At 67.8% G+C, this 24,013-nt stretch carries 23 protein-coding genes; 14 read left to right on the forward strand and 9 right to left on the reverse strand.

Features of this window, described 5'->3' with window-relative positions:
- Positions 1-236: 236 nt before the first annotated feature.
- From ACFOD4_RS10875 to ACFOD4_RS10895, 5 genes are all read right to left on the reverse strand, one after another.
- Positions 237-1,238, reverse strand: a complete 1,002-nt coding sequence (locus tag ACFOD4_RS10875) for a branched-chain amino acid ABC transporter permease (protein ID WP_379596369.1) — start codon at positions 1,236-1,238, stop codon at positions 237-239.
- Positions 1,239-1,241: 3 nt separating this feature from the next.
- Positions 1,242-2,129: a branched-chain amino acid ABC transporter permease gene (locus tag ACFOD4_RS10880; protein WP_379596370.1), complete on the reverse strand. Its 888-nt coding sequence runs from the start codon at positions 2,127-2,129 to the stop codon at positions 1,242-1,244.
- 64 nt (positions 2,130-2,193) lie between these two features.
- Positions 2,194-3,435 (reverse strand): ABC transporter substrate-binding protein, encoded by a 1,242-nt coding sequence (locus ACFOD4_RS10885; RefSeq protein ID WP_379596372.1) that lies wholly within the window; start codon positions 3,433-3,435, stop codon positions 2,194-2,196.
- A gap of 85 nt (positions 3,436-3,520) precedes the next feature.
- Positions 3,521-4,225: an ABC transporter ATP-binding protein gene (locus ACFOD4_RS10890; protein ID WP_379596373.1), complete on the reverse strand. Its 705-nt coding sequence runs from the start codon at positions 4,223-4,225 to the stop codon at positions 3,521-3,523.
- Positions 4,218-4,991 carry an ABC transporter ATP-binding protein gene (locus ACFOD4_RS10895; RefSeq protein ID WP_379596374.1) on the reverse strand — a complete coding sequence of 258 codons (774 nt, stop codon included), beginning with the start codon at positions 4,989-4,991 and terminating at the stop codon, positions 4,218-4,220. The genes ACFOD4_RS10890 and ACFOD4_RS10895 overlap by 8 nt, the downstream gene beginning before the upstream one ends.
- Positions 4,992-5,198: 207 nt before the next feature.
- Between ACFOD4_RS10895 and ACFOD4_RS10900 the strand changes: the two genes are divergently transcribed.
- Both ACFOD4_RS10900 and ACFOD4_RS10905 read left to right on the forward strand, forming a co-directional pair.
- Positions 5,199-6,188 (forward strand): Bug family tripartite tricarboxylate transporter substrate binding protein, encoded by a 990-nt coding sequence (locus ACFOD4_RS10900; protein ID WP_379596375.1) that lies wholly within the window; start codon positions 5,199-5,201, stop codon positions 6,186-6,188.
- A gap of 45 nt (positions 6,189-6,233) precedes the next feature.
- Positions 6,234-7,691: an amidase gene (locus ACFOD4_RS10905; RefSeq protein WP_379596376.1), complete on the forward strand. Its 1,458-nt coding sequence runs from the start codon at positions 6,234-6,236 to the stop codon at positions 7,689-7,691.
- A 68-nt stretch (positions 7,692-7,759) separates the two neighbouring features.
- On the opposite strand, the gene ACFOD4_RS10910 is transcribed toward ACFOD4_RS10905, so the two are convergent.
- Entirely contained in the window at positions 7,760-8,386 is a 627-nt protein-coding gene (locus ACFOD4_RS10910) for a TetR/AcrR family transcriptional regulator (protein ID WP_379596377.1), read from the reverse strand.
- A gap of 202 nt (positions 8,387-8,588) precedes the next feature.
- Between ACFOD4_RS10910 and ACFOD4_RS10915 the strand changes: the two genes are divergently transcribed.
- From ACFOD4_RS10915 to ACFOD4_RS10925, 3 genes are read left to right on the forward strand one after another with little or no spacing between them, the layout of a single operon-like run.
- Positions 8,589-9,086, forward strand: a complete 498-nt coding sequence (locus tag ACFOD4_RS10915; protein ID WP_379596379.1) for a (2Fe-2S)-binding protein — start codon at positions 8,589-8,591, stop codon at positions 9,084-9,086.
- Positions 9,083-10,141 carry an FAD binding domain-containing protein gene (locus ACFOD4_RS10920; protein WP_379596380.1) on the forward strand — a complete coding sequence of 353 codons (1,059 nt, stop codon included), beginning with the start codon at positions 9,083-9,085 and terminating at the stop codon, positions 10,139-10,141. The genes ACFOD4_RS10915 and ACFOD4_RS10920 overlap by 4 nt, the downstream gene beginning before the upstream one ends.
- Positions 10,134-12,389 carry a xanthine dehydrogenase family protein molybdopterin-binding subunit gene (locus ACFOD4_RS10925; RefSeq protein ID WP_379596382.1) on the forward strand — a complete coding sequence of 752 codons (2,256 nt, stop codon included), beginning with the start codon at positions 10,134-10,136 and terminating at the stop codon, positions 12,387-12,389. Before ACFOD4_RS10920 ends, ACFOD4_RS10925 begins: the two co-directional genes overlap by 8 nt.
- A 108-nt stretch (positions 12,390-12,497) precedes the next feature.
- Here the strand turns inward: ACFOD4_RS10925 and ACFOD4_RS10930 are convergent, their stop codons facing one another.
- Together ACFOD4_RS10930 and ACFOD4_RS10935 are read right to left on the reverse strand one after the other, a co-directional pair.
- Positions 12,498-13,604 carry an isocitrate/isopropylmalate dehydrogenase family protein gene (locus ACFOD4_RS10930; protein WP_379596383.1) on the reverse strand — a complete coding sequence of 369 codons (1,107 nt, stop codon included), beginning with the start codon at positions 13,602-13,604 and terminating at the stop codon, positions 12,498-12,500.
- Positions 13,595-14,305, reverse strand: coding sequence for a GntR family transcriptional regulator (locus ACFOD4_RS10935; RefSeq protein WP_379596385.1), 711 nt, complete (start codon positions 14,303-14,305; stop codon positions 13,595-13,597). The genes ACFOD4_RS10930 and ACFOD4_RS10935 overlap by 10 nt, the downstream gene beginning before the upstream one ends.
- A 162-nt stretch (positions 14,306-14,467) precedes the next feature.
- Here ACFOD4_RS10935 and ACFOD4_RS10940 point away from each other — a divergent pair, with 162 nt between their 5' ends.
- The 5 genes from ACFOD4_RS10940 (at position 14,468) to ACFOD4_RS10960 (ending at position 19,320) form a co-directional block, all read left to right on the forward strand.
- Complete coding sequence (locus tag ACFOD4_RS10940; protein ID WP_379596387.1) at positions 14,468-15,457, forward strand: Bug family tripartite tricarboxylate transporter substrate binding protein; 990 nt, start codon at positions 14,468-14,470, stop codon at positions 15,455-15,457.
- A 91-nt stretch (positions 15,458-15,548) separates the two neighbouring features.
- On the forward strand, positions 15,549-16,982 hold the full coding sequence (locus ACFOD4_RS10945) for a M20 family metallopeptidase (protein WP_379596388.1): 1,434 nt from the start codon (positions 15,549-15,551) through the stop codon (positions 16,980-16,982).
- A gap of 78 nt (positions 16,983-17,060) precedes the next feature.
- Positions 17,061-18,533 carry an MDR family MFS transporter gene (locus ACFOD4_RS10950; protein WP_379596389.1) on the forward strand — a complete coding sequence of 491 codons (1,473 nt, stop codon included), beginning with the start codon at positions 17,061-17,063 and terminating at the stop codon, positions 18,531-18,533.
- Between the two features lie 222 nt (positions 18,534-18,755).
- Positions 18,756-18,980 carry a hypothetical protein gene (locus ACFOD4_RS10955; protein WP_379596391.1) on the forward strand — a complete coding sequence of 75 codons (225 nt, stop codon included), beginning with the start codon at positions 18,756-18,758 and terminating at the stop codon, positions 18,978-18,980.
- An 82-nt stretch (positions 18,981-19,062) separates the two neighbouring features.
- The gene (locus ACFOD4_RS10960) at positions 19,063-19,320 is read left to right on the forward strand and encodes a hypothetical protein (RefSeq protein ID WP_379596392.1); all 258 of its coding nucleotides are present in this window, start codon (positions 19,063-19,065) and stop codon (positions 19,318-19,320) included.
- On the opposite strand, the gene ACFOD4_RS10965 is transcribed toward ACFOD4_RS10960, so the two are convergent.
- Positions 19,248-20,216, reverse strand: coding sequence for a LysR family transcriptional regulator (locus tag ACFOD4_RS10965; RefSeq protein WP_379596394.1), 969 nt, complete (start codon positions 20,214-20,216; stop codon positions 19,248-19,250). The genes ACFOD4_RS10960 and ACFOD4_RS10965 overlap by 73 nt on opposite strands.
- Positions 20,217-20,328: 112 nt before the next feature.
- On the opposite strand from ACFOD4_RS10965, the gene ACFOD4_RS10970 reads away from it, so the two are divergent.
- Genes ACFOD4_RS10970 through ACFOD4_RS10985 form a run of 4 tightly spaced genes read left to right on the forward strand, consistent with a single transcriptional unit; the run spans position 20,329 to position 24,003 of the window.
- On the forward strand, positions 20,329-20,739 hold the full coding sequence (locus tag ACFOD4_RS10970; RefSeq protein WP_379596395.1) for a cupin domain-containing protein: 411 nt from the start codon (positions 20,329-20,331) through the stop codon (positions 20,737-20,739).
- Positions 20,736-21,719: a Bug family tripartite tricarboxylate transporter substrate binding protein gene (locus ACFOD4_RS10975; protein WP_379596396.1), complete on the forward strand. Its 984-nt coding sequence runs from the start codon at positions 20,736-20,738 to the stop codon at positions 21,717-21,719. The genes ACFOD4_RS10970 and ACFOD4_RS10975 overlap by 4 nt, the downstream gene beginning before the upstream one ends.
- Entirely contained in the window at positions 21,716-22,837 is a 1,122-nt protein-coding gene (locus ACFOD4_RS10980; RefSeq protein WP_379596397.1) for a CaiB/BaiF CoA transferase family protein, read from the forward strand. The genes ACFOD4_RS10975 and ACFOD4_RS10980 overlap by 4 nt, the downstream gene beginning before the upstream one ends.
- On the forward strand, positions 22,837-24,003 hold the full coding sequence (locus ACFOD4_RS10985) for an acyl-CoA dehydrogenase family protein (protein WP_379596399.1): 1,167 nt from the start codon (positions 22,837-22,839) through the stop codon (positions 24,001-24,003). The genes ACFOD4_RS10980 and ACFOD4_RS10985 overlap by 1 nt, the downstream gene beginning before the upstream one ends.
- Positions 24,004-24,013 lie beyond the last annotated feature (10 nt).

The following is a 24,013-nucleotide window of genomic DNA, read 5'->3' on the forward strand; positions in this document are numbered from 1 at the left end:
CGTACTTGCCGCCAAGCAGCTCCTGCAACGCCGCGCCGGCATTCGGGTCCGCGCGCTTCGGCGCCGGTAGCTCAGCCTGAAGCTTGTCCACGCGCATGAACATGATCGGGTTCTCCGGTTCGAGGGGTGCTCAGGCATGAACAGATGAACCGGCCCCGAGTTGTGCCGAACCGTGCGATAGGATGGCCCGGTTCGGCTATGCGCCCCCTGCTACCGTGCCTCTCATGGGCCGGCCGTCAGAGCCTGATCCTCAGCCAGCGGCCGATTTCGCCGGCAACGCCGCTGCGGAAAGCCAATACGCAGAGGACGAAGATGCAGCCCTGGATCACCGTCACCCAGGCTCCGAATTCCGCCAGATAGTTCTGCATCGACACAAGCACCGCGGCGCCCAGCACGGGACCGAACACCGTGCCCATGCCGCCGAGCAGGGTCATCAACACCACCTCGCCCGACATGGCCCAGTGCACATCGGTGAGGGTGGCGATGCCGAAGACAAGGGCCTTTGTGCCGCCTGCAACGCCGGCCAGGGTGGCGGAAAGAATGAAGGCCACCAGCTTGTAGTCGTCGACGCGATAGCCGAGAGAAACAGCACGCGGTTCATTTTCGCGAACGGCCCTCAGGACCTGGCCGAAGGGCGAGTGGATCACGCGGTTGATGAGCAGGAAGCCGGCCAGGAAAACCGCTGCGACCAGCCAGTACATCCGCAGGTCCGGCCCCAGGTCGATCATGCCGAACAGGGCGCCTCGCGGCACGGCCTGGATGCCATCCTCGCCATGGGTGAAGGGTGCCTGCAGGCAGATGAAGAACATCATCTGCGCCAGGGCCAAGGTGATCATCGCGAAATAGATGCCTTGGCGGCGAATGGCGATCCATCCCGCCACAACACCGAGCGCCATCGCAGTGACGCCACCGGCCAGGATCGCCAGTTCAGGGGTCAGTCCCCAGACCTTGGCCGCATGAGCGGACACATAGCCCCCCATGCCGAAGAACATGGCGTGGCCAAACGACAGCAGCCCGACATAACCCAGCAAAAGGTTGAAGGCGCAGGCAAAAAGCGCGAAGCAGAGCAGCTTCATCAGAAACACGGGATAAAGGATGAAGGGCCCGACGAGGAGCAATGCAAGCAGCAGCAGAAAGGCAAAGCCCTGGGCACGGCCGAAGCCGAGCTGCGACAGCACGGGCAGGCCCCGGGCCTCCCGTTCTGCGGCGGGGGCGGCGGTGGCGGCTTGGTCTGCCATCCTTCAGGCCCTCCCGAACAGGCCGGCGGGCCGCGCCAGCAGCACAATGGCCATGATCACGAAGATGACCGTCGAGGAAGCCTCGGGATAGAAGACCTTGGTCAGTCCCTCCACCAGCCCCAGCCCGAAGCCGGTCACCACCGAGCCCAGGATTGATCCCATGCCGCCGATAACGACCACCGCGAAGACGGTGATGATGAGGTTCGATCCCATCTGCGGGTTCACCGAGTAGATCGGTGCCGCCAGAACGCCCGCGAAGGCCGCCAGCGCCACGCCCGCGCCATAGGTGAGTGTCACCATGCGCGGCACGTTCACGCCAAAGGCCTGCACCAGCGCGGCATTCTCCGTGGCCGCGCGCAAGTAGGCGCCGAGCCTCGTCTTCTCGATGACGATCCAGGTGGTGACACTCATGATCACGGCCGCGGCAACCACCCAGAGCCGATACTTCGGCAGGAACATGAAGCCGAGATCCACCGGCGGGCCGGCCAGTGCCGCAGGCGGCGCGTAGGGGAGGCCGGACGAACCAAATTGGTTGCGGAACAGCCCCTCGATGATCAGCGCCAGGCCAAAGGTCAGCAGGAGCCCGTAGAGGTGATCGAGCTTGTAGAGGCGGCTGATCATCGTCTTTTCGAGCAGGACGCCGAACGCACCGACAATCAGCGGCGACAGGATCAGCGCCGGCCAGTAGCCGATGCCGGTCCAGTTCAGCAGCATCCAGGCCACGAATGCGCCGACCATGAACTGCGCGCCATGGGCGAAGTTGATGACGTTCAGCATGCCGAAGATGACGGCGAGGCCGAGGGAGAGCAGCGCGTAGAACGCGCCGTTCACCAGCCCCAGCACAATTTGTGGCAAACCCAGTTCCAGCTGGAAAAGCAGATCCTCGAGCACCGCGGTCCCATCCTGTGGCAGCGTGGACGTTGGGGGCCGGGCCAGGATCGGCCCGGCCCGGTTCTCAGCTGCGCACCAGCGGACAGCCGCCTTCGCTCAGCGGGCGGAATGCTTCCTGGGCGGAGGTGGTCTGCAACGGCTTGTAGTAGTCCCAGGCCGCCTTGGACTCCTCGGGCGTCTTGACCTCGAAGAGATAGACCGGGTGCAGCTTGCGGCCATCCTCGCGGATGTTGCCGGCGCCGAAGCAATCATCATCCGTCGGCATGGCCTTCATCCGCGCCACGGTCGCCGCGCCATCGGCCTTGGCCGCGGACCCACCCACGTCACCGACCGCCTTCAGGTAGTGCAGCACCGAGGCATAGCAGCCGGCATGCGACATGGCAGGATAGTTGCCGCCGAGGCTGCCCTTCACCCGGTTGGTAAAGGCACGGGTGCGGTCATTCAGATCCCAGTAGAAGCTTTCGGTGCAGACCAATCCCTGCGCCGCCGCCAGTCCGAGGCTGTGCACATCGTTGATGAACATCAGCATCACCGCGATCTTGGTGCCGCGGCGGGTGACGCCGAATTCGGCGGCCTGCTTCACGCTGTTGATGGTGTCGGTGCCGGCATTGGCCAGGCCGATCACCTTGGCGCGGCTCTGCTGCGCCTGCAGCAGGTAGGAGGAGAAATCCGTGGATTGCAGCGGATGCCGAACGGCGCCGAGAACCTTGCCGCCCGCGGCTTGCACGAAGGCCGAGGTGTTGCGTTCCAGGTCGTGCCCGAAGGCGTAGTCGGCGGTGATGAAGAACCAGCTATCCGCCCCGGTCTTCACCATGGCGCCGCCCGTGGATTTCGCCAGCATATAGGTGTCGTAGGTCCAGTGCACGGTGTTGGGGCTGCACTGCTTGCCGGTCAGCTCCGTCGTGCCGCCGGTGGAGTTCAGGTAAACCTTGTTCTTCTCGCGCACGATGCCATTGATCGCCAGGGCGACGGCGGAATTGGGCACGTCGACGATCACGTCCACGCCGTCGCGGTCGATCCACTGCCGCGCGATGGTGGCGCCCACATCGGCCTTGTTCTGGTGGTCGGCCTGCACCACTTCGACATTCACGCCGCGCGCGGCGATGCCGCTGTCGGCGATGGCCTGGCGGACGCAGGCGGTGGAGGTCGGGCCGGAGACCTCCCGGTACACGCCTGACTGGTCGTTCAGGACACCGATCCTGAGTGTCGTGCCCTGGGCACGCGCGCTGCGTGGCACCGCGGCCAGGGTCGGTGCCAGGGCCAAGGCCAGGCCGGATTGCAGAAGGCTGCGACGGTCTTGGATCATGCTGTGTGCTCCCTCTCGCCCCTGTCGCTCCCGGGGCCGGAGATGCGGCGCGCCCCGCGCGGGGGCTGGCGCGAATGTTTGCGCGTCAAACGCCGAGATACTCGTGCAGCCGCCCCATGGCGCCGGCGAGTTCTGCGTTGCCGACGGCATCGACCACCCGCCCGTGATCCATCACGTAGTGCCGGTCGGCCACGGTTTGGGCAAAGCGGAAATTCTGCTCCACCAGCAGGATGGTGAAGCCCCGCTGCTTGATCTCCCGGATGGTGCGGCCGATCTGCTGCACGATCACCGGCGCCAGCCCTTCGGTCGGCTCGTCCAGCATCAGCAACCGCGCTCCGGTGCGCAGGATGCGCGCAATCGCAAGCATCTGTTGCTCGCCGCCGGAAAGCCTGGTGCCCGGCGAGCGCGCTCTTTCGCGTAGATTGGGGAACAGGGTGTAGATCTCGTCCAGGGAGAGCCCGCCGGGACGCACCACGGGCGGCAGCAGCAGGTTCTCCGTGACGTCCAGGCTGGCGAAGATGCCGCGCTCTTCCGGGCAGAGCGCGATGCCGGCGCGCGCGATGCGGTCGCTGCGCGTGGCCACCAGCTCTGCGCCGCCGAAGCGGATGCTGCCGGAGCGGCGGCCGACCAGCCCCATGATGGCGCGCAACGTCGTGGTCTTGCCCGCGCCATTGCGGCCGAGCAGGGTGACGACCTCGCCCTCGCGCACATCGATGTCCACGCCGTGCAGAATGTGGCTCTCGCCGTACCAGGCCTGCAGGCCAGCAACCTTCAGCAGCGGCTCAGCCATGCGCGGCGCCGCCACTGATCGCCGGGTCGGAACCCAGATAAGCCGCCACCACCTCGGGGTTGCGCGATACCTCGGCGTAAGGGCCTTCCGCCAGAACCTTGCCGCGGGTCAGAACGGTGATAGTGTCGCACAGGCCTTCCACCACCTTCAGATTGTGCTCCACCATGAGCACCGTGCGTCCGGCGGCGACCCGCCGCACCAGGGCGACGATGCGGTCGACATCCTCCGCCGTCATGCCCGCCGTGGGCTCGTCCAGCAGCATCATGGTGGGCTCCAGCGCCAGGGTTGTGGCGATCTCCAGCGCCCGCTTGCGGCCATAGGAGAGTTCCACCGCCGGCTGATCCGCGAAGCCGGCCAGCCCGACCTCGTGCAGCAATTCGCGCGCCCGCGCGTCGTAGCGCCGCAGCACCGCGTCGGAACGCCAGAAGTCGTAGCTGCCGCCGCGCGCGCGCTGCAGCGCTACCCGCACATTCTCCAGCACGCTGAGGTGGGGAAACACGGCGGAGATCTGGAAGGAGCGGACAAGCCCCAGCCGCGCTACCTCGGCCGGCTTCATGCGGGTGATGTCGCGCCCGTCGAAGCGGATGGTGCCGCTGCTGGGCGGCAGAAACTTGGTCAGCAGGTTGAAGCAGGTGGTTTTGCCGGCACCGTTCGGCCCGATCAAACCATGGATGCTGCCCCTGCGGACCGCCAGCGACACGTCGCTGACGGCGGAGAAGCCCAGGAACTGCTTGCTCAGCCCTCGCGTCTCGAGGATGGCGTCCATCCCTGATCTCCTTGAACCTTCCCCGGGGCCTGTCTCCAGCCCCTCCGCCCGCAGAGCATGACCGAAGCCGCGCAGCGGAGGCAAGGGAAGGATTGACGTCGGCCTTGCACGTCCCGGCGAGGCGGGGCCGCCGATTTGCCGGTTTGCAGGTGACGGCGCCCGGTGCATGCTCCCGTGCAATAAAGGATGCCGGGAGATCCAAGAACAATGACCGATTCGAGATCCACGATCCGCCGCCGCGGCCTGTTCGCCGTGGCCACGGCCGGGCTCTTCGCCCCCACCGTGCTGCGCGCCCAGACCGGCTGGCCGGAGCGCCCGATCCGCATGATCGTGCCCTGGCCGCCCGGTGGATCGGTGGACACGGTCACGCGCATCATCCAGCCACGCCTGCAGGAAGTGCTGGGCAAGCCAGTGATCATCGACAACCGGGGCGGGGCTTCCGGTTCCATCGGTGCGATCGAGGCCTCGCGCGCCGCGCCGGATGGCGACACCTGGATCATGGTCTACGACACGCAGGCCACCAATGAGAGCGTGATGAAGCTGCCCTTCCGCACCATGGAAGCCTTTACGCCAGTCAGCCTGATCGCCACTGGGCCGCTCGCCATGGTGACGCACCACACCACGTCCTATCGCAGCTTCGCCGATGTGATCGCGGCGGCCAAGGCGGCGCCGGACACCGTCAACTACGCGACCAGCGGCGTCGGCGGGCTCGCCCATGTCTCGACCACGCTGCTGCAGCAGCAGGGTGGCTTCCGCATGGTGCATGTACCCTACAGGGGTGCCGGTCCCGCGACGCAGGACGCGGTGGCCGGCCACGTGCCCCTGTTCATGACCAACCTTCCCGCCGTGGCGCAGCACCTGAAATCCGGCCTGCTGCGTCCGCTCGGCGTCACCACGCGCGGCGAAAGCCGCCATGTGCCGGGCACCCCAGCTTTTGCCCAGCAAGGGTTCGGCGATTTCGAGGCGCTGACCTGGTGGGCCATGCTGGGCCGGGCAGGCACTCCTGCGCCCATCACCGCGCGCATGCATGCGGCACTGGCGCAGGTGCTGTCCGAGCCTGCCGTGCGCAGCAAGGTCGAGGAGCAGGGAGCGGATGTGGTGGCTTCCACCCCTGAGGAATGCGGCCGCTTCCTTGCCGCCGAGATCGATCGCTGGGGCGCGGTGATCCGCAAGGCGGGCATCACGGCGGATTCCTGATGCTCCGCGCCGGGCGGGCAGGGGCACCGAAGCACGAGGCGGCCCATGACTGACGATCTGATCCGCTTGACGGCTGGCGAGGCCATCGCTCTGTTGCAGCGGCGGGAGATCTCGCCGCTCGATCTGATCGATGCTGCCGAGGCACGGATCGCCGCAGTGGAGCCGGCGGTGAATGCCTTGCCTACCCTCTGCCTCGACCGCGCGCGCGACCACGCGCGGCGGCTGATGCGTGGCGAAGGGCGCGAAGCGGAAGCCCAGCCCGGCTGGCTCGGCGGCTTGCCGGTTACCATCAAGGACCTGACCGATGTGGCGGGGGTGCGCACCACTTACGGCTCGCCGATCTTCCGCGACCATGTTCCGCAACGTTCGCACCCCCTGGTGGAGCGGATCGAGGCGCATGGCGGCATCGTCATCGGCAAGTCCAACACTCCGGAATTCGGCGCTGGCGGTTCCACCTTCAACGAGGTGTTCGGTCGCACGCGCAATCCCTGGAACACCGCGCTGACTTGCGGCGGCAGCACCGGAGGCGGCGCCGTATCGGTGGCCTCCGGCGAAGCCTGGCTGGCGCAGGGCAGCGACCATGGTGGCAGCCTGCGCCGCCCCGCCACCTACTGCGGCGTGGTGGGGCTGCGGCCTTCGCCTGGGCGTGTGACGCGCGGCGCGGTGAACAACATGTTCTCCACCCTTTCCGTGCAGGGTCCGATGGCCCGCAACGTGCCGGATCTTGCCCTGTTCCTGGACAGCATGGCCGGGTGGTGCCCGCGTGACCCGCTGACCTATGACGCCCCGGCCCGCAGCTACGCCGACGCGGTGGCCATGGCCGAGGCGGAACGGCCGAGGCGCATCGCCTTCACCGCTGACTTCAACGGGCAGCTTCCGGTGGACCGTGAAACACGCACCCTCTGCTCGGAAGCTGTTCGTGCTTTCGAGCGCATGGGCTGCGTTGTGGAGGAGGTCGCGCCCGATCTTGCTGCCCTGGGCGAGGCCTTCCTGACGCTGCGCAGCCAGGCCTTCGTGGTCGACCGCGAGGCACAACTGGCCACCCATCGCGACCTCATCAAGCCGGACATCATCTGGAACACCGAGCGCGGGCTGCGGGCGACGCCTAGCCAGCTGGCCTGGGCCGACCGGGAAAGGGCGGCCTTCTGCCGGCGCATGGCCGCGTTGTTCGCGCGCTACGACGTGTTCGTGACCCCAGGCGCGGCGACGCCCGCCTTTGACGTGATGCTGCGCAATCCCGACAGCATCGCCGGCGTGCGGCTGGAAAACTACATGGCCGGTTCCATGATCAACGCCGCTCTCACCATGGCCGGTTGCCCGGCGGTCGCCGTGCCCTGCGGCTTCGACCAGCATGGCCGCCCCGTGGGTCTGCAAATCGCCGCCCCCTCGCGTCGGGACGACATCGCCTTGCAGGCCGCCGCCCTCTTCGAGCGGGCATCTGGCCTGGACCGGCGGGTGCCCATTGATCCCCGGCCTGGCAAGGTGCCGCCGCCGGAAAGCTGAGGCCATGGCCTTCCGAAGACGCCTGGGGCGGGGCCATTGACCGACCGCTTCGCCCGCCAGGGAGCGCTTCAGCCCGCCTTGCTTGCGGGAGGAAGCGAGGCGCTCCTGGCCATGCCATCGATGAAGATGTCCGACAGGTGCCGCACCGTGTCCTGCCAGTCCGGGCTATCCTGGGCGTAGCAGAGCCCGACCATGGCCCGTAGCATCTGTTCCGCGCCGACATCGCCGCGGATCTCGCCGGCTGCTGCCGCGCGCCGCAGCAACTCGTCCAGGGCCTGGATGATCTGGTCCATCACGGCCAGGGACACCTTGGACGAGCTCTGCGCCGCCACGGCCAGGGCGGCCGACATGCCCTTCTTTGTTGCGACAAAGCCGATAAAAGCCGCAACCCAGCGGCGCAGGGCTGCTACCGGTTCAGGATCGTCGCGCCAGGCCACCGCGAGCTGCACCAGCTGCTGCACCTCGCGCCGGTAGACTGCCTCGTACAGCGCTTCGCGCGTTGGAAAGTGGCGGTACAGCGTGCCGATACCGACCCCGGCCTGCCGCGCCACCGCTTCCAGGCTGGCGCCGGCGCCGCCAGCGCTGAAGATGTCCCGCGCCGCTTCCAGGACCCGCTCCCGATTGCGTTGCGCATCGGCGCGCGGCTTCCGTCCTGTTTTCGGTGCTGCCTCAGTGCCGCCGCTGCGATCCGTCATCTCACCTCTGTGGCCCTGCGCCCCTTGATAAGCGGAGGGTTCCTCCATATAAACCGAGCATGTCGGCTGGTGACGCGAAAAACGCTTCACGCTGTCCGACGTTTGCGTTTTCGCCTGGGGCGGCCGCGCCTTCAACCTCCACCCGGCCCGCCCGCCGATATCGACGACCCTGCCCAGTTCACAGCCCTCATCGGAGAGCCGCATGAGCTTGTCGATTTCCCTGATCGTGAATGGCGCGCCGCGGCGCGTCGATCTGGATGATCCCCGTGTCACCCTGCTCGACCTGCTGCGCGAGCGGCTGCATCTGACCGGAACCAAGAAAGGATGCGATCGCGGCCAGTGCGGCGCCTGCACCGTGCTGGTGGACGGACGCCGCATCAACAGCTGCCTGGCCTTGGCAGCAAGCTGCGATGGTGCCGACATCCTCACCATTGAAGGCGTGGCCCGCGGCGAGGTTCCGCATCCCGTGCAGGCCGCGTTCATCGAGCATGACGCCTTCCAGTGCGGATACTGCACGCCGGGTCAGATCATGAGCGCCATCGGCCTGATCCAGGAGGCGCAGACCGGCGACGATCCGGAGCGCATCCGCGAGGCCATGAGCGGCAATCTGTGCCGCTGCGGCGCCTATGCCGGCATCACCGCCGCCGTGCAGGACGCGCAACGTCGGCTGGCGGGCACCGACCGGAGCGAAGCCGCATGAGACCCTTTGAATACCTTCGGCCTGACAGCATACCGGAAGCCGTGGCGGCCGCGTCGCAGCCGGGAGCGGCATTCCTGGCCGCCGGCACCAATCTGCTCGATCTCATGAAAGGCGGAATCAGCCTGCCGGATCGCCTGATCGACATCACGCGCTTGCCCGGGCTCGACCGTATCGAAACGCTGCCGGATGGTTCGCTGCGCATCGGAGCGCTGGTGCGCAATGCGACCCTGGCGCATGACCCGGATTTTGCGCGGGATTACCCGGCCGTGGCCGAGGCTCTGCTGTCGGGGGCCTCAGCCCAGCTGCGCAACGCGGCGACCACCGGCGGCAACCTGCTGCAGAGGACACGCTGCGCGTATTTCTATGATCCCGCGAGTGTCTGCAACAAACGGCAGCCCGGCGCCGGCTGCGAGGCTCAGGGTGGGGAAACGCGGAACCACGCCATTCTGGGCTGGAGCCAGGCCTGCATCGCCACGCACCCTTCCGATTTCTGTGTGCCGCTGGCCGCCCTGGACGCGGTGGTAGAGATCGAGGGGCGGGACGGCCGAAGAGAATTGCCGCTGGAGGATTTCCATTGCCTGCCCGGCGACACGCCCCAGCGCGAGCACGCCCTGGAGCCGGGAGAACTGGTGGTGGCGCTGCGCCTGCCGCCGGAAGCCCGCGACTTCGCCGCCCATTCTCGCTACGTGAAGCTGCGGGAACGCACCTCCTATGCCTTCGCGGTGGTGTCCGCCGCCGCCGCGCTGCGCATCGAGCAAGGTGTCATCGTCGAGGCGCGACTGGCCCTGGGTTCCGTCGCGACCAAGCCGTGGCGCGCGCGCGAGGCGGAGCAGATCCTGCAAGGTACTCCGCCCGATGCCGCCGGCTTCGCTCGCGCGGCCGAGCTTGCGCTGCGCGATGCCGCGCCCTCGGGCGACAACGAGGACAAGATCGAGCTGGCACGTCGCATCGCCCGGCGCGCCCTGGTGCTGGCAGCGGCACAGCGGCCCGAAAGGCTGCCTGCCCTGCCGGCCTCGCCCCTGTCGCATCCCGCGGGAGTTCCCCTGCATGGTTGAAATTCCCCTGAGCGCCACGCCGGCACATCTGCGGCACGGCTCCAGCATCGGCCAGCCGCTGACGCGGCGCGATGGCTGGCTGAAGGTCACCGGCACCGCCCGCTACGCCGCCGACAATCATCCAGATGGAGTGCTGCACGCGGTGCTGGCGACCAGCTCCATCGCACGCGGCCGGGTGGAGCGTCTGGACGAGGCGGCGGCACGCCGTCATCCCGGCGTGGTGGAAGTGATGACCCCTGCCAACCGCCCCCCCCTGGCCCTGCATCCGGATGAAAAGACCGGCCCTTTCTCCTTCCGCACCGAGGCCTTGCAGGACAACACCGTCCGCTATGCCGGTCAGCCCATCGCCCTCGTGATCGGCGAAACCCTGGAAGCGGCGACGGAAGGCGCACGGCTGCTGGCGCCGTGCTATGCCGAGGAGCCCGCGCGCCTGTCGATGGATGGCGAGCACTTCGTCCCCGACAGCGTTGGCGTTGGCGGCGAGGCGGAAGCCGTCAAGGGCGATGTGGAGGCGGGGCTGAACGGCGCGGCACGCCGCATCGAGGCGGTCTATGAGACGCCACCGCAATTCCATAACGCCATGGAGCCGCACGCCATGGTGGCCCGGTGGAAGGGCGAACGGCTGATCCTCGACATGCCCACCCAGGGGCTCGCCATGACCCAGGGCCGGGTGGCCGAGATCCTCGGCATCCCAGCGGAGCAGGTCGAGATCCGCAGCCCCTTTCTGGGCGGGGGCTTCGGCTCCAAGGCCTTGCTCGCCGGGCCCTACATCCTGTGCATCCTGGCGGCACGGATGCTGGGCCGTCCGGTGAAGCTGGTGTCGCGCCGAGAGCAGATGTACGGCCCCTACAATCATCGCGGCGAAACGCGGCAGAACCTGCGGCTTGGCGCCGATGCCGAGGGCACCTTGCAGGCGCTGAGTCACCATTCACTGTCTGCCACCAGCACCTTCGACGATTTTTTCGAGCCGGCCGCCAACATCTCGCACACGCTCTACGCCACGCCGCATCTTCTGACACGGCACCGCGGCGTCCGGCGGGACACCGGTACGCCGATGGCCATGCGCGCACCCGGCGAGGCAAGTGGCAGCATCGCCTTGGAAAGCGCCATAGACGAGATGGCGCAGCAATGCGGCATCGACCCGCTTGAGTTCCGGCTGAGGAACTACGCCGAGGTGGAGCCGATCTCCGGCAAACCTTTCTCCTCCAAGGCGCTGCGTGAATGCTATGAGCAAGGGGCGCAGCGCTTTGGCTGGTCGGGGCGGCCGCTGGCGCCGCGGCAGATGCACGACGAGGTCGGCCTGCTGGTAGGCTGGGGCATGGGCACGGCCACCTTTCCCGCGCTGATGTTCCAGGGTCACGCCCGGGCCGTGCTCCGCCACGACGGAACCGGGGTGGTGGAGACCGGCGCGCATGACATGGGGCAGGGCGCCTGGACGGCCCTGGCGCAGATCGCTGCCGACGGGCTGGCGCTTCCTTCGGATCGTGTGGCCTTCCACGCCGGCACTTCCACATTGCCCGATGCGGGCATCGCCGGTGGTTCGGGACATACGGCGACGGCCGGCATGGCCATTCATGAGGCCGGCGCCGACGCCATCAGCAAGCTGGCCGAGCTGGCCATGGCGGATGAGCGCTCACCGCTCTTCGGCGCCAACAATGCCGGCGTCGTGGCGCGGGAAGGGCGGCTGCACCGCCGCGACGATGAGAGCCGCAGCGAAAGCTACGCCGACATTCTCGATCGCGCCGGCCTCGCCGAGATTGAAGGGCGAGGCACCGGCGCGCCGGACCCCGCCACGCAGGAAGCTTATGCCAAGCACGCCCATGGGGCCGTCTTCGCCGAGGTGAAGGTGGATCCGGAACTCGGTCAGATCCGCGTCAGCCGCCTGGTTGGCGCCTTTGCGGCGGGGCGCATCATCAATCCCCGCATGGTGCGCAGCCAGTTCTATGGCGGCATGATCTGGGGCCTCTCCTTCGCCTTGCTGGAAAAGGCCGAGATGGATGCGCGGCATGGCCGCATCATGAATGCCAATCTTGGAGAGTACCATGTGCCGGTGAATGCGGACGTGCCTGAGATGGACGCCATTCTGGTGGAGGAGCACGATCCGCACGTGAATGCTCTCGGCATCAAGGGTGTGGGCGAGATGGCCATCACCGGATCGGCGGGTGCCATTGTCAATGCTGTGTGGCACGCGACCGGGGTGCGGGTGCGACGCTTCCCGGTGACACTGCGGGATGTGTTTCAGGGGTAGGGTGTCGGGCAGCTCATGAGGGGCTTCGCCCCCAAGGCTCCGGGTTGAGCGGCGTCCTCCAAGGACCGGGTTCCGAAGACTCAGGTCCTTGGCAGGACAGGCCGCCCCTCAGACCTTCGCCGAGCTTCCGATGCGCTCCGCAACGCGGCGCGCCACCTCCGCCGTGCCGGCGTTGCCGCCGATATCCGGTGTCCGCAGCCCCGTGGCGAAAACGGCATCCACCGCCGCTTCCAGCTCCGCCGCCGCCTCGGACCAGCTTTCGCCGGCACCGCGCTCACCCAGCCAGTCCAACATCATCGCCGCAGAAAGCAGCATCGCCGTAGGGTTGGCCAATCCCCGGCCGGCGATGTCGGGTGCCGTGCCATGGCTCGGCTGGAACACCGCATGGCCGTCGCCGATATCGGCCGACGGTGCGAAGCCCATGCCCCCCACCAGCCCGGCGCCGAGATCGGAAAGGATGTCGCCGAACATGTTCTCGGTCGGCAGCACGTCGAAATCCCAGGGACGCCGGATCAGGTCCAGCGCCATGGCATCGATGTAGTGATGCGCAGCCACGACATCGCCGTGCTGAGCGGCGATCTCGTGGAACACTTTGCGCATGAAGGCGAAGCCGGTGAACACATTCGCCTTGTCCACCAGCGTGACCCGGCCGGGCCGCCCACGGCGTGCCGCGCGGCGCCTTGCCAGGTTGAAGGCGAAGGTGGAGAGTCGCTCGGTGGTGGCACGGGTGATCACCATCGTGTCGCGCGCCTCGCGGTCCTCGATGACCTCGCCACGGCCGCGTGCTGCAAACAATCCCTCGGTGCTTTCGCGCAGGATGACAAGGTCGATCTTCGCGGCGCGCGGATCGGCCAGTGCGGTGGGCACACCGGGCAGGGCACGGATCGGCCGGACGCCCGCGTAGAGGCCGAGGCGGAAGCGCAGGTCGAGCTGAGGCGCGATCTCGGTGCCATCGGGGTAGCGGATGCCCGGCCACCCCATGGCGCCGAGCAGGATGGCGTCCGCATCCCGCGCGCGGGCAAAGGTCGCCTCGTCCATGGCGCTACCGGTGTCGCGATAGGCCATGGCGCCAGCCCGCAACGGATCAAAGGAAAGACCGAGACCATGGCGCCGTGCCAACGGCTCCAGCACGGAGGCGCAGGCCTCCGTCACCTCCGTGCCGATGCCGTCTCCCGGCATCAGCGCCACCCGCACCGTGTTGCTGCTCAGAGCCATGGGATGCCACTCCGTTCAATCAGGGAAACCAGTTCGGCGCCGCTGCGGCGGCGGTGCCGGCGGTAGAGCTCACGCGCCTTCTCTGCGTCGCCGGCGGCGATGGCACCCAGAACGCGGCGGTGCTCAGCAGTGCTGCGGGCAGGCAGCGGGCGCTGGTTCAGGGTGAAGAGGCGGGCGCGGTGCGACTGTTCCCAAACCTGCATCACCATGCCCGCCAAGCGCCGGTTGCCGCACAGATCAGCCAGGCCGAGGTGGAAGGCCTCGTCCGCCGCCGCCCAGGCCGGGCGTTCACCCGCCGCAAGGGCCTTCTCCATGTCGGCGCAGGCGCGTTCCAGTCGTTCCAGCCCCACGGCGGGCTCCGGGCGGCGGGCCAGCAGCTCGGCCGCCATGGGCTCCAGGCTCGTCAGCACGTCGTAGATCTCCCGCATGTCGGCGGCGGCAATCGGCAGCACCCGCATGCCATGGCGCGGCGTGATGGCAATCAGCCCTTCCTGCTCCAGCCGCACCAGCGCCTCGCGCACAGGGGTGCGGGACAGGCCGAGTTGCAGAGCAAGCTCACCTTCCAGGCGCTGTGTTCCTGGCGGCAGGTGGTTGTCCAGGATCAGCGCTTTCAGCCGCGCATGCGCCTGATCGGCGGCGGTGGGTGTGCGGCGGTCGGCAGGCTCCACAAAAGCGGCGGCGCGGTGGCGAAGCAAGGTCATGCCTCCGTTTGCGCATCCAGGCGGATGCGCTTGAGAATCCGTTTGCGTATGCATTGATGACGGTGACAGGATGGCTGCGTCAAGTCGGATCGGGGTGGTCGACCGCCAGAACGTCCGGCGGAAGCAGGCGGCGGCAAGCCGTGCGAAAGTGGGGAGGAGATCATGACAACCAGCACGCGCCGGGCCATGCTGGCCCTGGCTCCGTCCATTCTGGCGGCACCGGCCACTCTTCGTGCCCAGGAAGCCGGCGCCTTTCCCGAACGGCCGGTGCGCCTCATCGTGCCCTTTCCACCCGGCCAGGCGGCCGATATTTTCGGGCGACTGGTGGCCGATGAGCTGTCCAAGCGCTGGCCGCAGCGCGTGGTGGTGGAGAACCGCTCGGGCGGAGCCGGGGCACTTGGCATGGAGGCCGGGGCCCGTGCCGTACCCGACGGCTACACCCTGACCATCGGCACCTCGGGTACGCTGGGGGTGAACCCCTCGCTGATGCCGAACCTGCCCTACGACGCCGAGCGCGACTTCGCCGCCATCACCAACATCTTCACCCTGCCACTGGTGCTGGTGGCCCATCCCGGCGCCGGGCTTGGCGACCTGCGCACCGTGCTGGACCGTGCCCGGGAGAAGCCGGGCGCGCTGAACTACGCCTCTGCCGGACCAGGCACCGCGCAGCACATGGCCATGGAGATGCTGGCGCATCGCGCGGGGGTACGGATGACGCATGTGCCCTATCGCGGCAGCGGCCCCGCCATGGCGGACCTGATCGCCGGCAATGTGACGCTCATGATGGACAGCCTGGCCAGTGCCCTGCCGCAGATCCAGGCGGGCCGCGCCCGCGCCGTGGCGACCACAGGCCGCGCCCGGCCACCGCAGCTGCGCGACACCCAGACTGTCGCCGAGGCCGGCATCTCCGGGTACGAGGCGCTCGGCTGGTCCGGCCTGGTGGCGCCGGCAGCCACACCGCCCGCCATCCTGCGCCGCATCAACGCCGATGCCGTGGCCATCCTGGGCGATCCAGGCGTTGTGGCCCGCATGGCGGAGCTGGGCGGCTTCGCCGATCCCGGCACGCCCGAACAGTTCGGCGCCTTCATCCGCTCCGAGATCGCCAAGTGGCGGCAGGTCGCGCGGGAGGCCAATGTGAAGCTGGAGGGATAAGGCGGCCCCGCCATCCCGACCCTGCAGCGCAGACTTGACGCTGGCGCCCCCACGGCGCCAGTAGCGGCTTTCCAGCCGGAGGAAGGCCCCGATGCAACACAACACCGACGAAATCTGGCGCCTGGTCGAGGACCGGAAGAAGGAGTTCATCGGACTCAGCGACCGCATCTGGGACATGCCCGAGCTGCTCTATACCGAGACCCGCTCCTGCGCCGAGCACACCGCCATGCTGGAGCAGCAGGGTTTCCGGGTGACCCGAGAGGTGGCGGGCATCCCCACCGCCGTCATGGGCGAGGCGGGCCAGGAAGGGCCGGTTATCGCGTTTCTTGGCGAGTACGACGCCCTTCCCGGGCTGAGCCAGGAAGCGGGGGTGGCCGAGCACCGCCCGGTTGAGGCGGGTGGGCATGGCCATGGCTGCGGGCATAACCTACTGGGCGCCGGCGCGCTGCTGGCTGCCACGGCGGTCAAGGACTGGCTGGAGAAGAACGGCATTAAGGCACGGGTGCGCTATTACGGCTGTCCGGCCGAGGAAGGCGGTGCCGCCAAGACCTTCATGGTCCGCGAAGGCGCCTTCGCCGATGTTGATGCGGCCATTACCTGGCATCCCTTTGCCTGGGCGGGCGTGCAGGAAGCCGACTCGCTCGCGATGACGCGGATCGACTTTTCCTTCACCGGCCGCGCCAGCCATGCCGCCGCGGCGCCGCATCTTGGACGCTCGGCGCTGGATGCGGTCGAGCTGATGAATGTCGGCGTCAACTACATGCGCGAGCACATGCCGTCGGATGCGCGCATTCACTACGCCTACCTCAATGCCGGCGGCATCGCGCCCAACGTGGTGCAGGGTGAGGCCAAGGTGCGCTACGCCGTGCGGGCGCACACGCTGCATGAGATGTTCGCGCTGATCGCGCGGGTGAAGAAGATCGCGGAGGGCGCGGCGCTGATGACGGAAACCACCGTCTCCTCTCGCATTCTTTCGGCCACCGCGAACCTCCTGGGCAATGCGCCCCTGGAAGCCGCCATGCAATCGCAGTTCGAGCGTCTGGGGCCGCCTCCCTTTGACGAGGCGGACCGCGATTTCGCCCGGCAGATCCAGGGAACGTTGTCGGCCGCCGACATCGCCAGCAACTACAACCGCTCCGGCTTCATCCAGCATGGCGAGAAGCCGCTGACCGATGCCGTCCAGCCGCCTATCGCCCAGCGCACCGGCCCGAGCCTGCTCGGCTCGACCGATGTGGGCGACGTGTCGTGGGTGGTGCCGACCGTGCAAGCCAGCGGCGCCACCGAGGCCATCGGCACGCCCGCGCATTCCTGGCAATGGACGGCTCAGGGCAAAACACCCGCCGCGCACAAGGGGATGGTGCATGTGGCGAAGGTGATGGCCGGCACAGCGCTGGACCTGATCAACGATCCGAAGCTGCTGGAAGCGGCGAAGGCGGACCTGGCGACCCGCACGGCCGCTACGCCGTACCAGTGCCCGATCCCCGCGGATGTGGCGCCGCCGTTGAACATGGCGCGCGGCGGCTGAGGAAGATCATCGGTGGCGCTGTTCGGGACTCGGGCGCCGCCATTCCCCCTCGCGGTGAAACACCGTAGCTAGGGTGGCATGTCCTCAACCCTGACGCTGCGGCGTCCGCTGGTGCTGGCCTCCGTTATGGCCGCCACCTTCATGATCGCGATCGAGGCAACCATTGTCTCCACCGCGATGCCGCAGATCGCCGGCGAACTCGGCGACCTGCATCTTTATTCCTGGGCCTTCTCGGCCTTTCTGCTGACTCAGACAGCCACCACCGTGATGTTCGGCAAGCTGGCCGACCTGTATGGCCGACGGCCGGTTCTGCTGGGAGGAATCGCGCTCTTTCTGGTGGGATCGGTGCTGTGCGGGATGGCCTGGTCCATGCCGTCGCTGATCCTGTTCCGGCTGGTGCAGGGCGCAGGGGCCGGCGCTATCCAGCCCATCTGCCTGACCATCGTAGGCGACCTCTACACCGTGCAGGAGCGGGGCAAGATCCAGGGCTGGCTGGCCAGTGTCTGGGGCGTCTCGTCGGTGGCCGGACCTCTGGCGGGGGGACTGATCACCCAGCATTTGAGCTGGGTCTGGATCTTCTGGATCAACCTGCCCATCGGCGTGCTGGCCACATTCGGCTTCATCGCCTTTCTGCACGAGAAGGTCGGGCAGCGGCGGCATAGCCTGGACCTGACGGGGGCGGGGCTGTTCACGCTCGGCATCACATCGCTGATGGTGGGCCTGACCTTGACCGGCACGGGAAGCGGCGCGGCCACGCCCGTGGCCTTCGGGCTGGCCTTGATCGGCGCCATCCTCTTCGTGCTGCAGGAACGCCGTGCCGCAGAGCCGATGATCGATATCCGCCTCTGGGCGCGCCGCCCCATCGCCACGGCCAATGCCGCGACGTTGTTCAGCGGCATGGCGGTGATCGGGCTGACAACCTTTCTGCCGATGTATGTGCAGGGAGTTCTCGGGCAAACGGCACTGGTGGCCGGCTTTGCCCTCACCATGATGGTTCTGGGGTGGCCGGTTGGCGCCACGGTGGCCGCCCGCAACTTTCACCGCTTCGGGCTGCGCGGCACGTTGATCTTGGGTGGCGCGCTGCTGCCGGCAGGTGCCACGGCCTTTCTTCTGCTGCGTCCCGGTCTGTCGCCGGCGGTGGCGGGAGGCGGTTCCCTGGTGATGGGCCTCGGCATGGGCTTTCTGAGCACTGCGGCCATTGTGCTGATCCAGAGCAGCGTGGGCTGGGCCGAGCGGGGTGCCGCCACCGCGTCCAACATTTTCTCGCGCAACCTCGGCAGCACCCTTGGGGCCGCGGTTCTGGGCGCCGTCATGAACTGGGGGCTGCGGGAGCAGGACGGTGGCACGCTGCCACTGGCCATGGGGGAAGGTGCTGGCGGCATGGACAGCATCCTGTCCGATCCCGCGCTGCGCGCCGCGCTGGACGGTGCTCTGCACCTGACCTTCTGGGGTGTCTTCACGATTGCCGTGCTGACGCTGCTGGCAGCGCTTCTGGTGCCGCGCGTTGCGATCGGTCAGCCGGCGCAGGAAGCCCGGCCGAAGCCTGGTTGAAGCCCCGAACCCAGAAACGCTTCCGCCGCAGCTTGAGCCGTGCTTGCCGCGGATGACAGCCGGAACAGCAGCCGGCAACTCCGCGGCAATGCCGAGGAGCGTAAATCCCTAGGGCAAGGCGGCGCGCGGGAAGGTGATGCCGCACCGGGGTAGCCAAGCCCTAGTATAGGCTGCCGCAGCCTCCTCTTGCACAGATCCGTTCCGGGCCTCATGACCTTGCCGATGTTTGTTCAGCCATCCCCGTTTCCCTCCACGCGGCTGCTGCGCCAGGCAGGCATCGCCTTGCTGTTGGTGATCGGGGTCGCGGCCGCCTACAAGATCAAACGCGTGCTCCAAATCGACATCTTCCAGGACATCGACATGGTTCCGGAAGAAACGATCAAGGCTTTGATCCATTGGGACGCGCTGAAGGGCTTCGTGCTGGGGCTGTTCGGCGCTGGTGCCTGAGCGCCACGTCGCCATGATTGCGGCCGGCTGGGCGGTTTTGCTACAGCGGCGTGTTTGCAGGAAGCGGCGGGAGGCGTTCGACATGTCTGATCTGTGGAATGGCCTGCCGGATGAGCCGCATCGCAGTGACTGGCACTGGATTGAGGATGGCGATGGATTGCGGCCTCTGCTCTGGCGTGGCGATGACTGGCCGGAGCCTGCGGATCGCCGTAGCTGGCGTGACGGTTTCGCCATGCTGGAGCCTGCCGATTTGCGGAACGGGCGTTATCACGGCCGGGTCATGATGCCCCCCGTCGTTGCCGCACGCTTCCGCTTGGATGTGATGTTCGCCACCGCCTGAGCACCGGCGCGGGTGCAGTGGTCCCGCAGGATGTCCGCCAAAGCCTCTGCCGCAGGGGGCAGGGATCGGTCACGCAGCCTGATCAGCCCGACCCAGCGCCGCAACTCCGGCGGCCCCAGGGGGCGTGTCACCAGGCCCGGGGCCATGGCGGTTTCGGGTGCCGTTGACGGCATGAGGGCGATGCCGAGCCCGGCTCGGGCCATGCCTGCCAGCGTCCCCATATGGACGGCCTCGAAGGCCGGCCGCAGCATGTGCCCGCCCGCGGCGAAAGCATCGTCCACCAGCCGGCGAATGGAACTGTCGCTTTCCAGCAGCAGCAGCTTTTCCCCTGCCAGCCGCGCCAGAGGGATGGCTCGCAACCGGGCCAGCGGGTGCGCAGCCGGCAACAACGCCAGGATGCGGTCCTGGAACAGCCGTTCCACCGCCAGTGCGCCGCCTGGTGAGAGATCGGTGGCCAAGCCAAGGTCCACCTGCTCCGACCGCACCATCTCATAAACCTGGCCCGTCACCGCCTCGCGCAGCCGGACCTGAAGGTGCGGGTATGTTGACTGCAGCCGGGCGATCGTGTCTGGCAGCAGACCGGAGGCGACGGAAGGTAAGGCCGCCAGCCGGACCACGCCGCGATGCCGCGCCGCGAGGTCCTTCAGGCTCAAGATGGTGTGATCCAGCTCCTGCAGCATGGGCTCCAACGACCGCGCCAGTTCGCGTCCTGCGGCGGTTGGCTCCGCGCCTCGCGGGGTGCGATCCAGCAGCCGCAGCCCCAGCCCATTCTCGAGCTGGCGGATCTGCACCGTCAGCGCCGGCTGCGTGACATTCAGCAGCGCCGCGGCTCTGGTAAAGCTGCCGTAGCGCAGCACGGTGGCAAAGGCGCGCAGCCCTCTGAGGGTCACAGTCATAAAGAACGTCTATGGAGCCGCAGATTTTTTTCAATTGATTTATGGAGCCTGCGGAGACGCAATCGCGCCTCATCACGCCGCGCGGCAAGTGCGGGAGAACAGGGAAGCGCGAATGTCCGAGACGGTTCAGCAACGCTATTTCGTGCGCGTCGAGGACGTGCCCGGATACAGCCCGGCCAATCACACGGGCACCGTCAACCGACGGCTCATCGCGCCTGAAACGGTAGGCGCCACCAGCATGGAGGTGCTGCTCGGCACCATCGAGCCGGGGCAGGGCGCCATGCCGCACGCGCATCCCGGCATGGAGCAGGCCTGCTACATCCTTTCCGGCCGGGCGCGTGCCGAGGTGGGCGGGCAAAGCCGGGACCTTGGCCCTGGCGAGATGTGCTTCTTCCCCAAGGGCCAGGAGCACATCTTCACCGTGCTGGGCGATGAGCCCGTGCAGGTTCTGGTGATTTATTCCCCGCCCTATGGCGAGGATCCTTCCAAAGTGGTGCGCCGGGCGGTGGAGGGGCATCCATGATCCGCCGCCGTTCCCTGCTGGGCGGCGCGGCGCTGCTGCCGCTCGCGGTTCCGGCGCGGACCCAGGGGCAGACCCAGGGTGGCGAGTGGAAGCCCGACCGCCCGGTGACGCTGGTCGTGCCCTTTGCCGGCGGCAGCGGCACCGATGCCGTGGCCCGCATTCTGGCCGACCTGCTTTCGCCGCAACTCGGCGTGCCGGTACTGGTGGACAACCGCGCCGGGGCCAATGGCGCCATCGCGGCGATGGCGGTGGCCAGGGCCGCACCTGACGGCCATACGCTGTTCGTCACGACCAACACGACCCACTCAGCGAATCCCTCGCTGCTGAAGCAGATCGACTACGACCCCGTGGCGGATTTCACACCCATCGCACGTGTGGGCAACCTGCCCTTCATGCTGGTGGTGGGGGACGCTGTGAAGGTCCGGGATCTGAAGGGCTTGCTGGAGGTGGCGCGCCAGAAGCCGGGCAGCGTTTCCTATGCGAGCGGCAATAGCACCGGAATCGTGGCCGGCGCCACAATGGCACGGATGGGCGGCGCCGAGATGCTGCACGTCCCGTATCGCAGCACGCCGCCGGCCATGACCGACGTCATGGCCGGCCGTGTTACCTGCATGTTCGTGGACATCGCGGCAGGATTGGCCAACGCTCAGGCGGGCAAGCTGCGCGTGCTGGCCATGAGCACCAGGGAGCGCTCGGCGCTGATGCCGGACACGCCCTCCATGGCGGAAGCCGGGCTGACCGGCTTCGACATCACTTCCTGGAACGGCGTGTTCGGCCCGGCAAAGCTGCCGGCTGCCGTGACCGGGACGGTCAATGCAGCTATTCAGAGCGCCATTGCCCGCCCGGAGGTGAAGCAACGCTTCGCCTCCATCGGGTTCGAGGCCTTTTCGGGCTCGCCGGAGGCGCTGGACGGCTTTGTGCGCGCGGAGCTCGTGAAGTGGCGCGACTTGATCCAGGCGGCGGGGATCGAGCCGGAATGACCGCGCTTGCCGGCCTTCGCGTGCTGGATGCCAGCACGGTGGTGATGGGGCCCTATGCGACACGGCTGCTGGCCGATCTCGGTGCCGATGTGCTGAAGGTCGAGCCATCAGAGGGCGATGTGATGCGCAGGGCCGGGCAGGGCGGAGCCATCTTCGCACATCTGAACCGCGGCAAGCGGAGCGTCACGCTCGACCTGAAATCGGATGCCGGGCAGACGGCTTTCCGCGAACTGGCCCGCGATGCCGATGTTCTGGTGCACAACATGCGGCCCGATGCGGCGGCGCGGCTCAGGTTGCGGCAGGCCGATCTGTCGGCGCTCAACCCCCGCCTGATCACCGTCTGCGCCTATGGCTATGGCGCGGGTGGCCCTTACAGCGCGCGCCCCGCCTATGACGACCTGATCCAGGCGGCGAGCGGATTGGCCGACACCATCGGCCGTGCGTCGGGCGATGCTCCCCGCTACGTGCCGCTGACCTTGGCCGATCGGGTGGTGGGTGCGCATCTGGCCTTCGCCATCACCGCCGCCATCACCTGCCGCGAGCGCACCGGCACCGCGCAGGAAGTGGTGGTGCCGATGTTCGAGACCTTTGCCGATCTGGTGGCAGGGGATCATCTCGGCGGGCTGAGCTTCGACCCTCCCGAGGGCGAGGCCTATTACGGGCGGCTCATGTCGCCGCAGCGCCGGCCATACCGCACACGGGATGGGTGGATTGCCGTGCTGCTGTACACCGATGCCCATTGGCGGCGCTTCTTCGCGCTGATCGGTCAGGAGGATGCGCTCGATGATCCGCGCCTGGCGAGCCACGCGGCGCGGCAGGTGGCGATCGACCATGCCTATGGCGTGGTGGCCGAGGCCCTGACCCATCGCGGCACGGCGGAATGGATGGAAATGCTGTCCGGCGCGGATATTCCTGCCGCCCCGGTCAACGACATTGTCGCGCTTCGCGATGACCCGCATCTGCGCGCCACCGGTTTCTGGCAGGATGTTGCCCTGCCGGATGGCCGCACCCTGCACACCACGGCTGCCTTTGGCCGCTGGTCGAAAACGCCGCCCGCGCCGCCGCGCCCTCCGCCTGCCTGGCCGGCCCCGGACGCGGCAGAATGGGAGTCCGATTGATGGATTTCGCCCCCACCCAGGAACAGGAAGCGGTACGCGAGGCGGTTTCCCGCATCTGCGCCGGCTTCGGCGACGAGTACTGGCTGGCCCGCGATCGTGATGGTCAGTTCCCGCGTGAATTCTGCACGGCGCTGGCGCGGGATGGCTGGCTTGGCATCTGCATGCCGGAGGACTATGGCGGCGCCGGACTTGGCATCACCGAGGCCGCGGTCATGATGCAGACCATCGCGCAATCCGGTGCCGGCATGACCGGCGCGTCGGCCGTGCACATGAACATCTTTGGCCTCAATCCGGTGGTCGTCTTCGGCAGTGAGGAACAGAAGCGGCGCATGCTGCCGCCGCTGATCGCCGGCGAGGAGCGGGCCTGCTTCGCCGTCACCGAACCCAATGCCGGACTGGACACCACACAGCTCCGCACAAGGGCCGAGAAGCGCGGCGACCGCTACGTGGTGCATGGCCAGAAGATCTGGATCTCCACCGCCCAGGTGGCCGAGAAGGTGCTGATCCTGGCCCGCACCACGCCGATCGAGCAGGTGCGACGCCGGACCGAGGGGCTGAGCCTGTTCTACACCACGCTGGACCGGTCCCGCGTCGATGTGCGCGAGATCGAGAAGATGGGCCGCAAGGCGGTCGATTCGAACGAGGTGTTCTTCGACGGACTGGAAGTGCCCGAGGAGGACCGCATCGGCGAGGAAGGCCGCGGCTTCGAGTACATCCTGCACGGGCTGAATCCCGAGCGCATCCTGATCGCATCCGAGGCGGTGGGGCTCGGCTTCGTCGCGCTGGAACGCGCGACTCACTACGCCAAGGAGCGCCAGGTTTTCGGCCGGCCCATCGGGCAGAACCAGGCGATCCAGCACCCGCTTGCGGCGAACTGGATGGAGCTGCAGGCAGCACGGCTGATGATCCTGCAGGCTGCCTGGCGCTACGACCAGGGGCTGTCTTGTGGCGCCGAGGCCAATGCGGCCAAGTACCTGGCCGCTGAGGCAGGGTTCAAGGCGTGCCAGCAGGCGGTGATGACCCATGGCGGATTCGGCTACGCCAAGGAATACCATGTTGAGCGTTTCCTGCGCGAGGTGATGATCCCGCGCATCGCGCCAGTCAGCCCGCAGCTCATTCTCTGCTTCATCGCCGAGAAGGTGCTCGGCCTGCCGAAATCCTATTGAGGGGGGGGGG

This window comes from Teichococcus globiformis (assembly GCF_042646265.1).
GTDB lineage: Bacteria > Pseudomonadota > Alphaproteobacteria > Acetobacterales > Acetobacteraceae > Pseudoroseomonas > Pseudoroseomonas globiformis.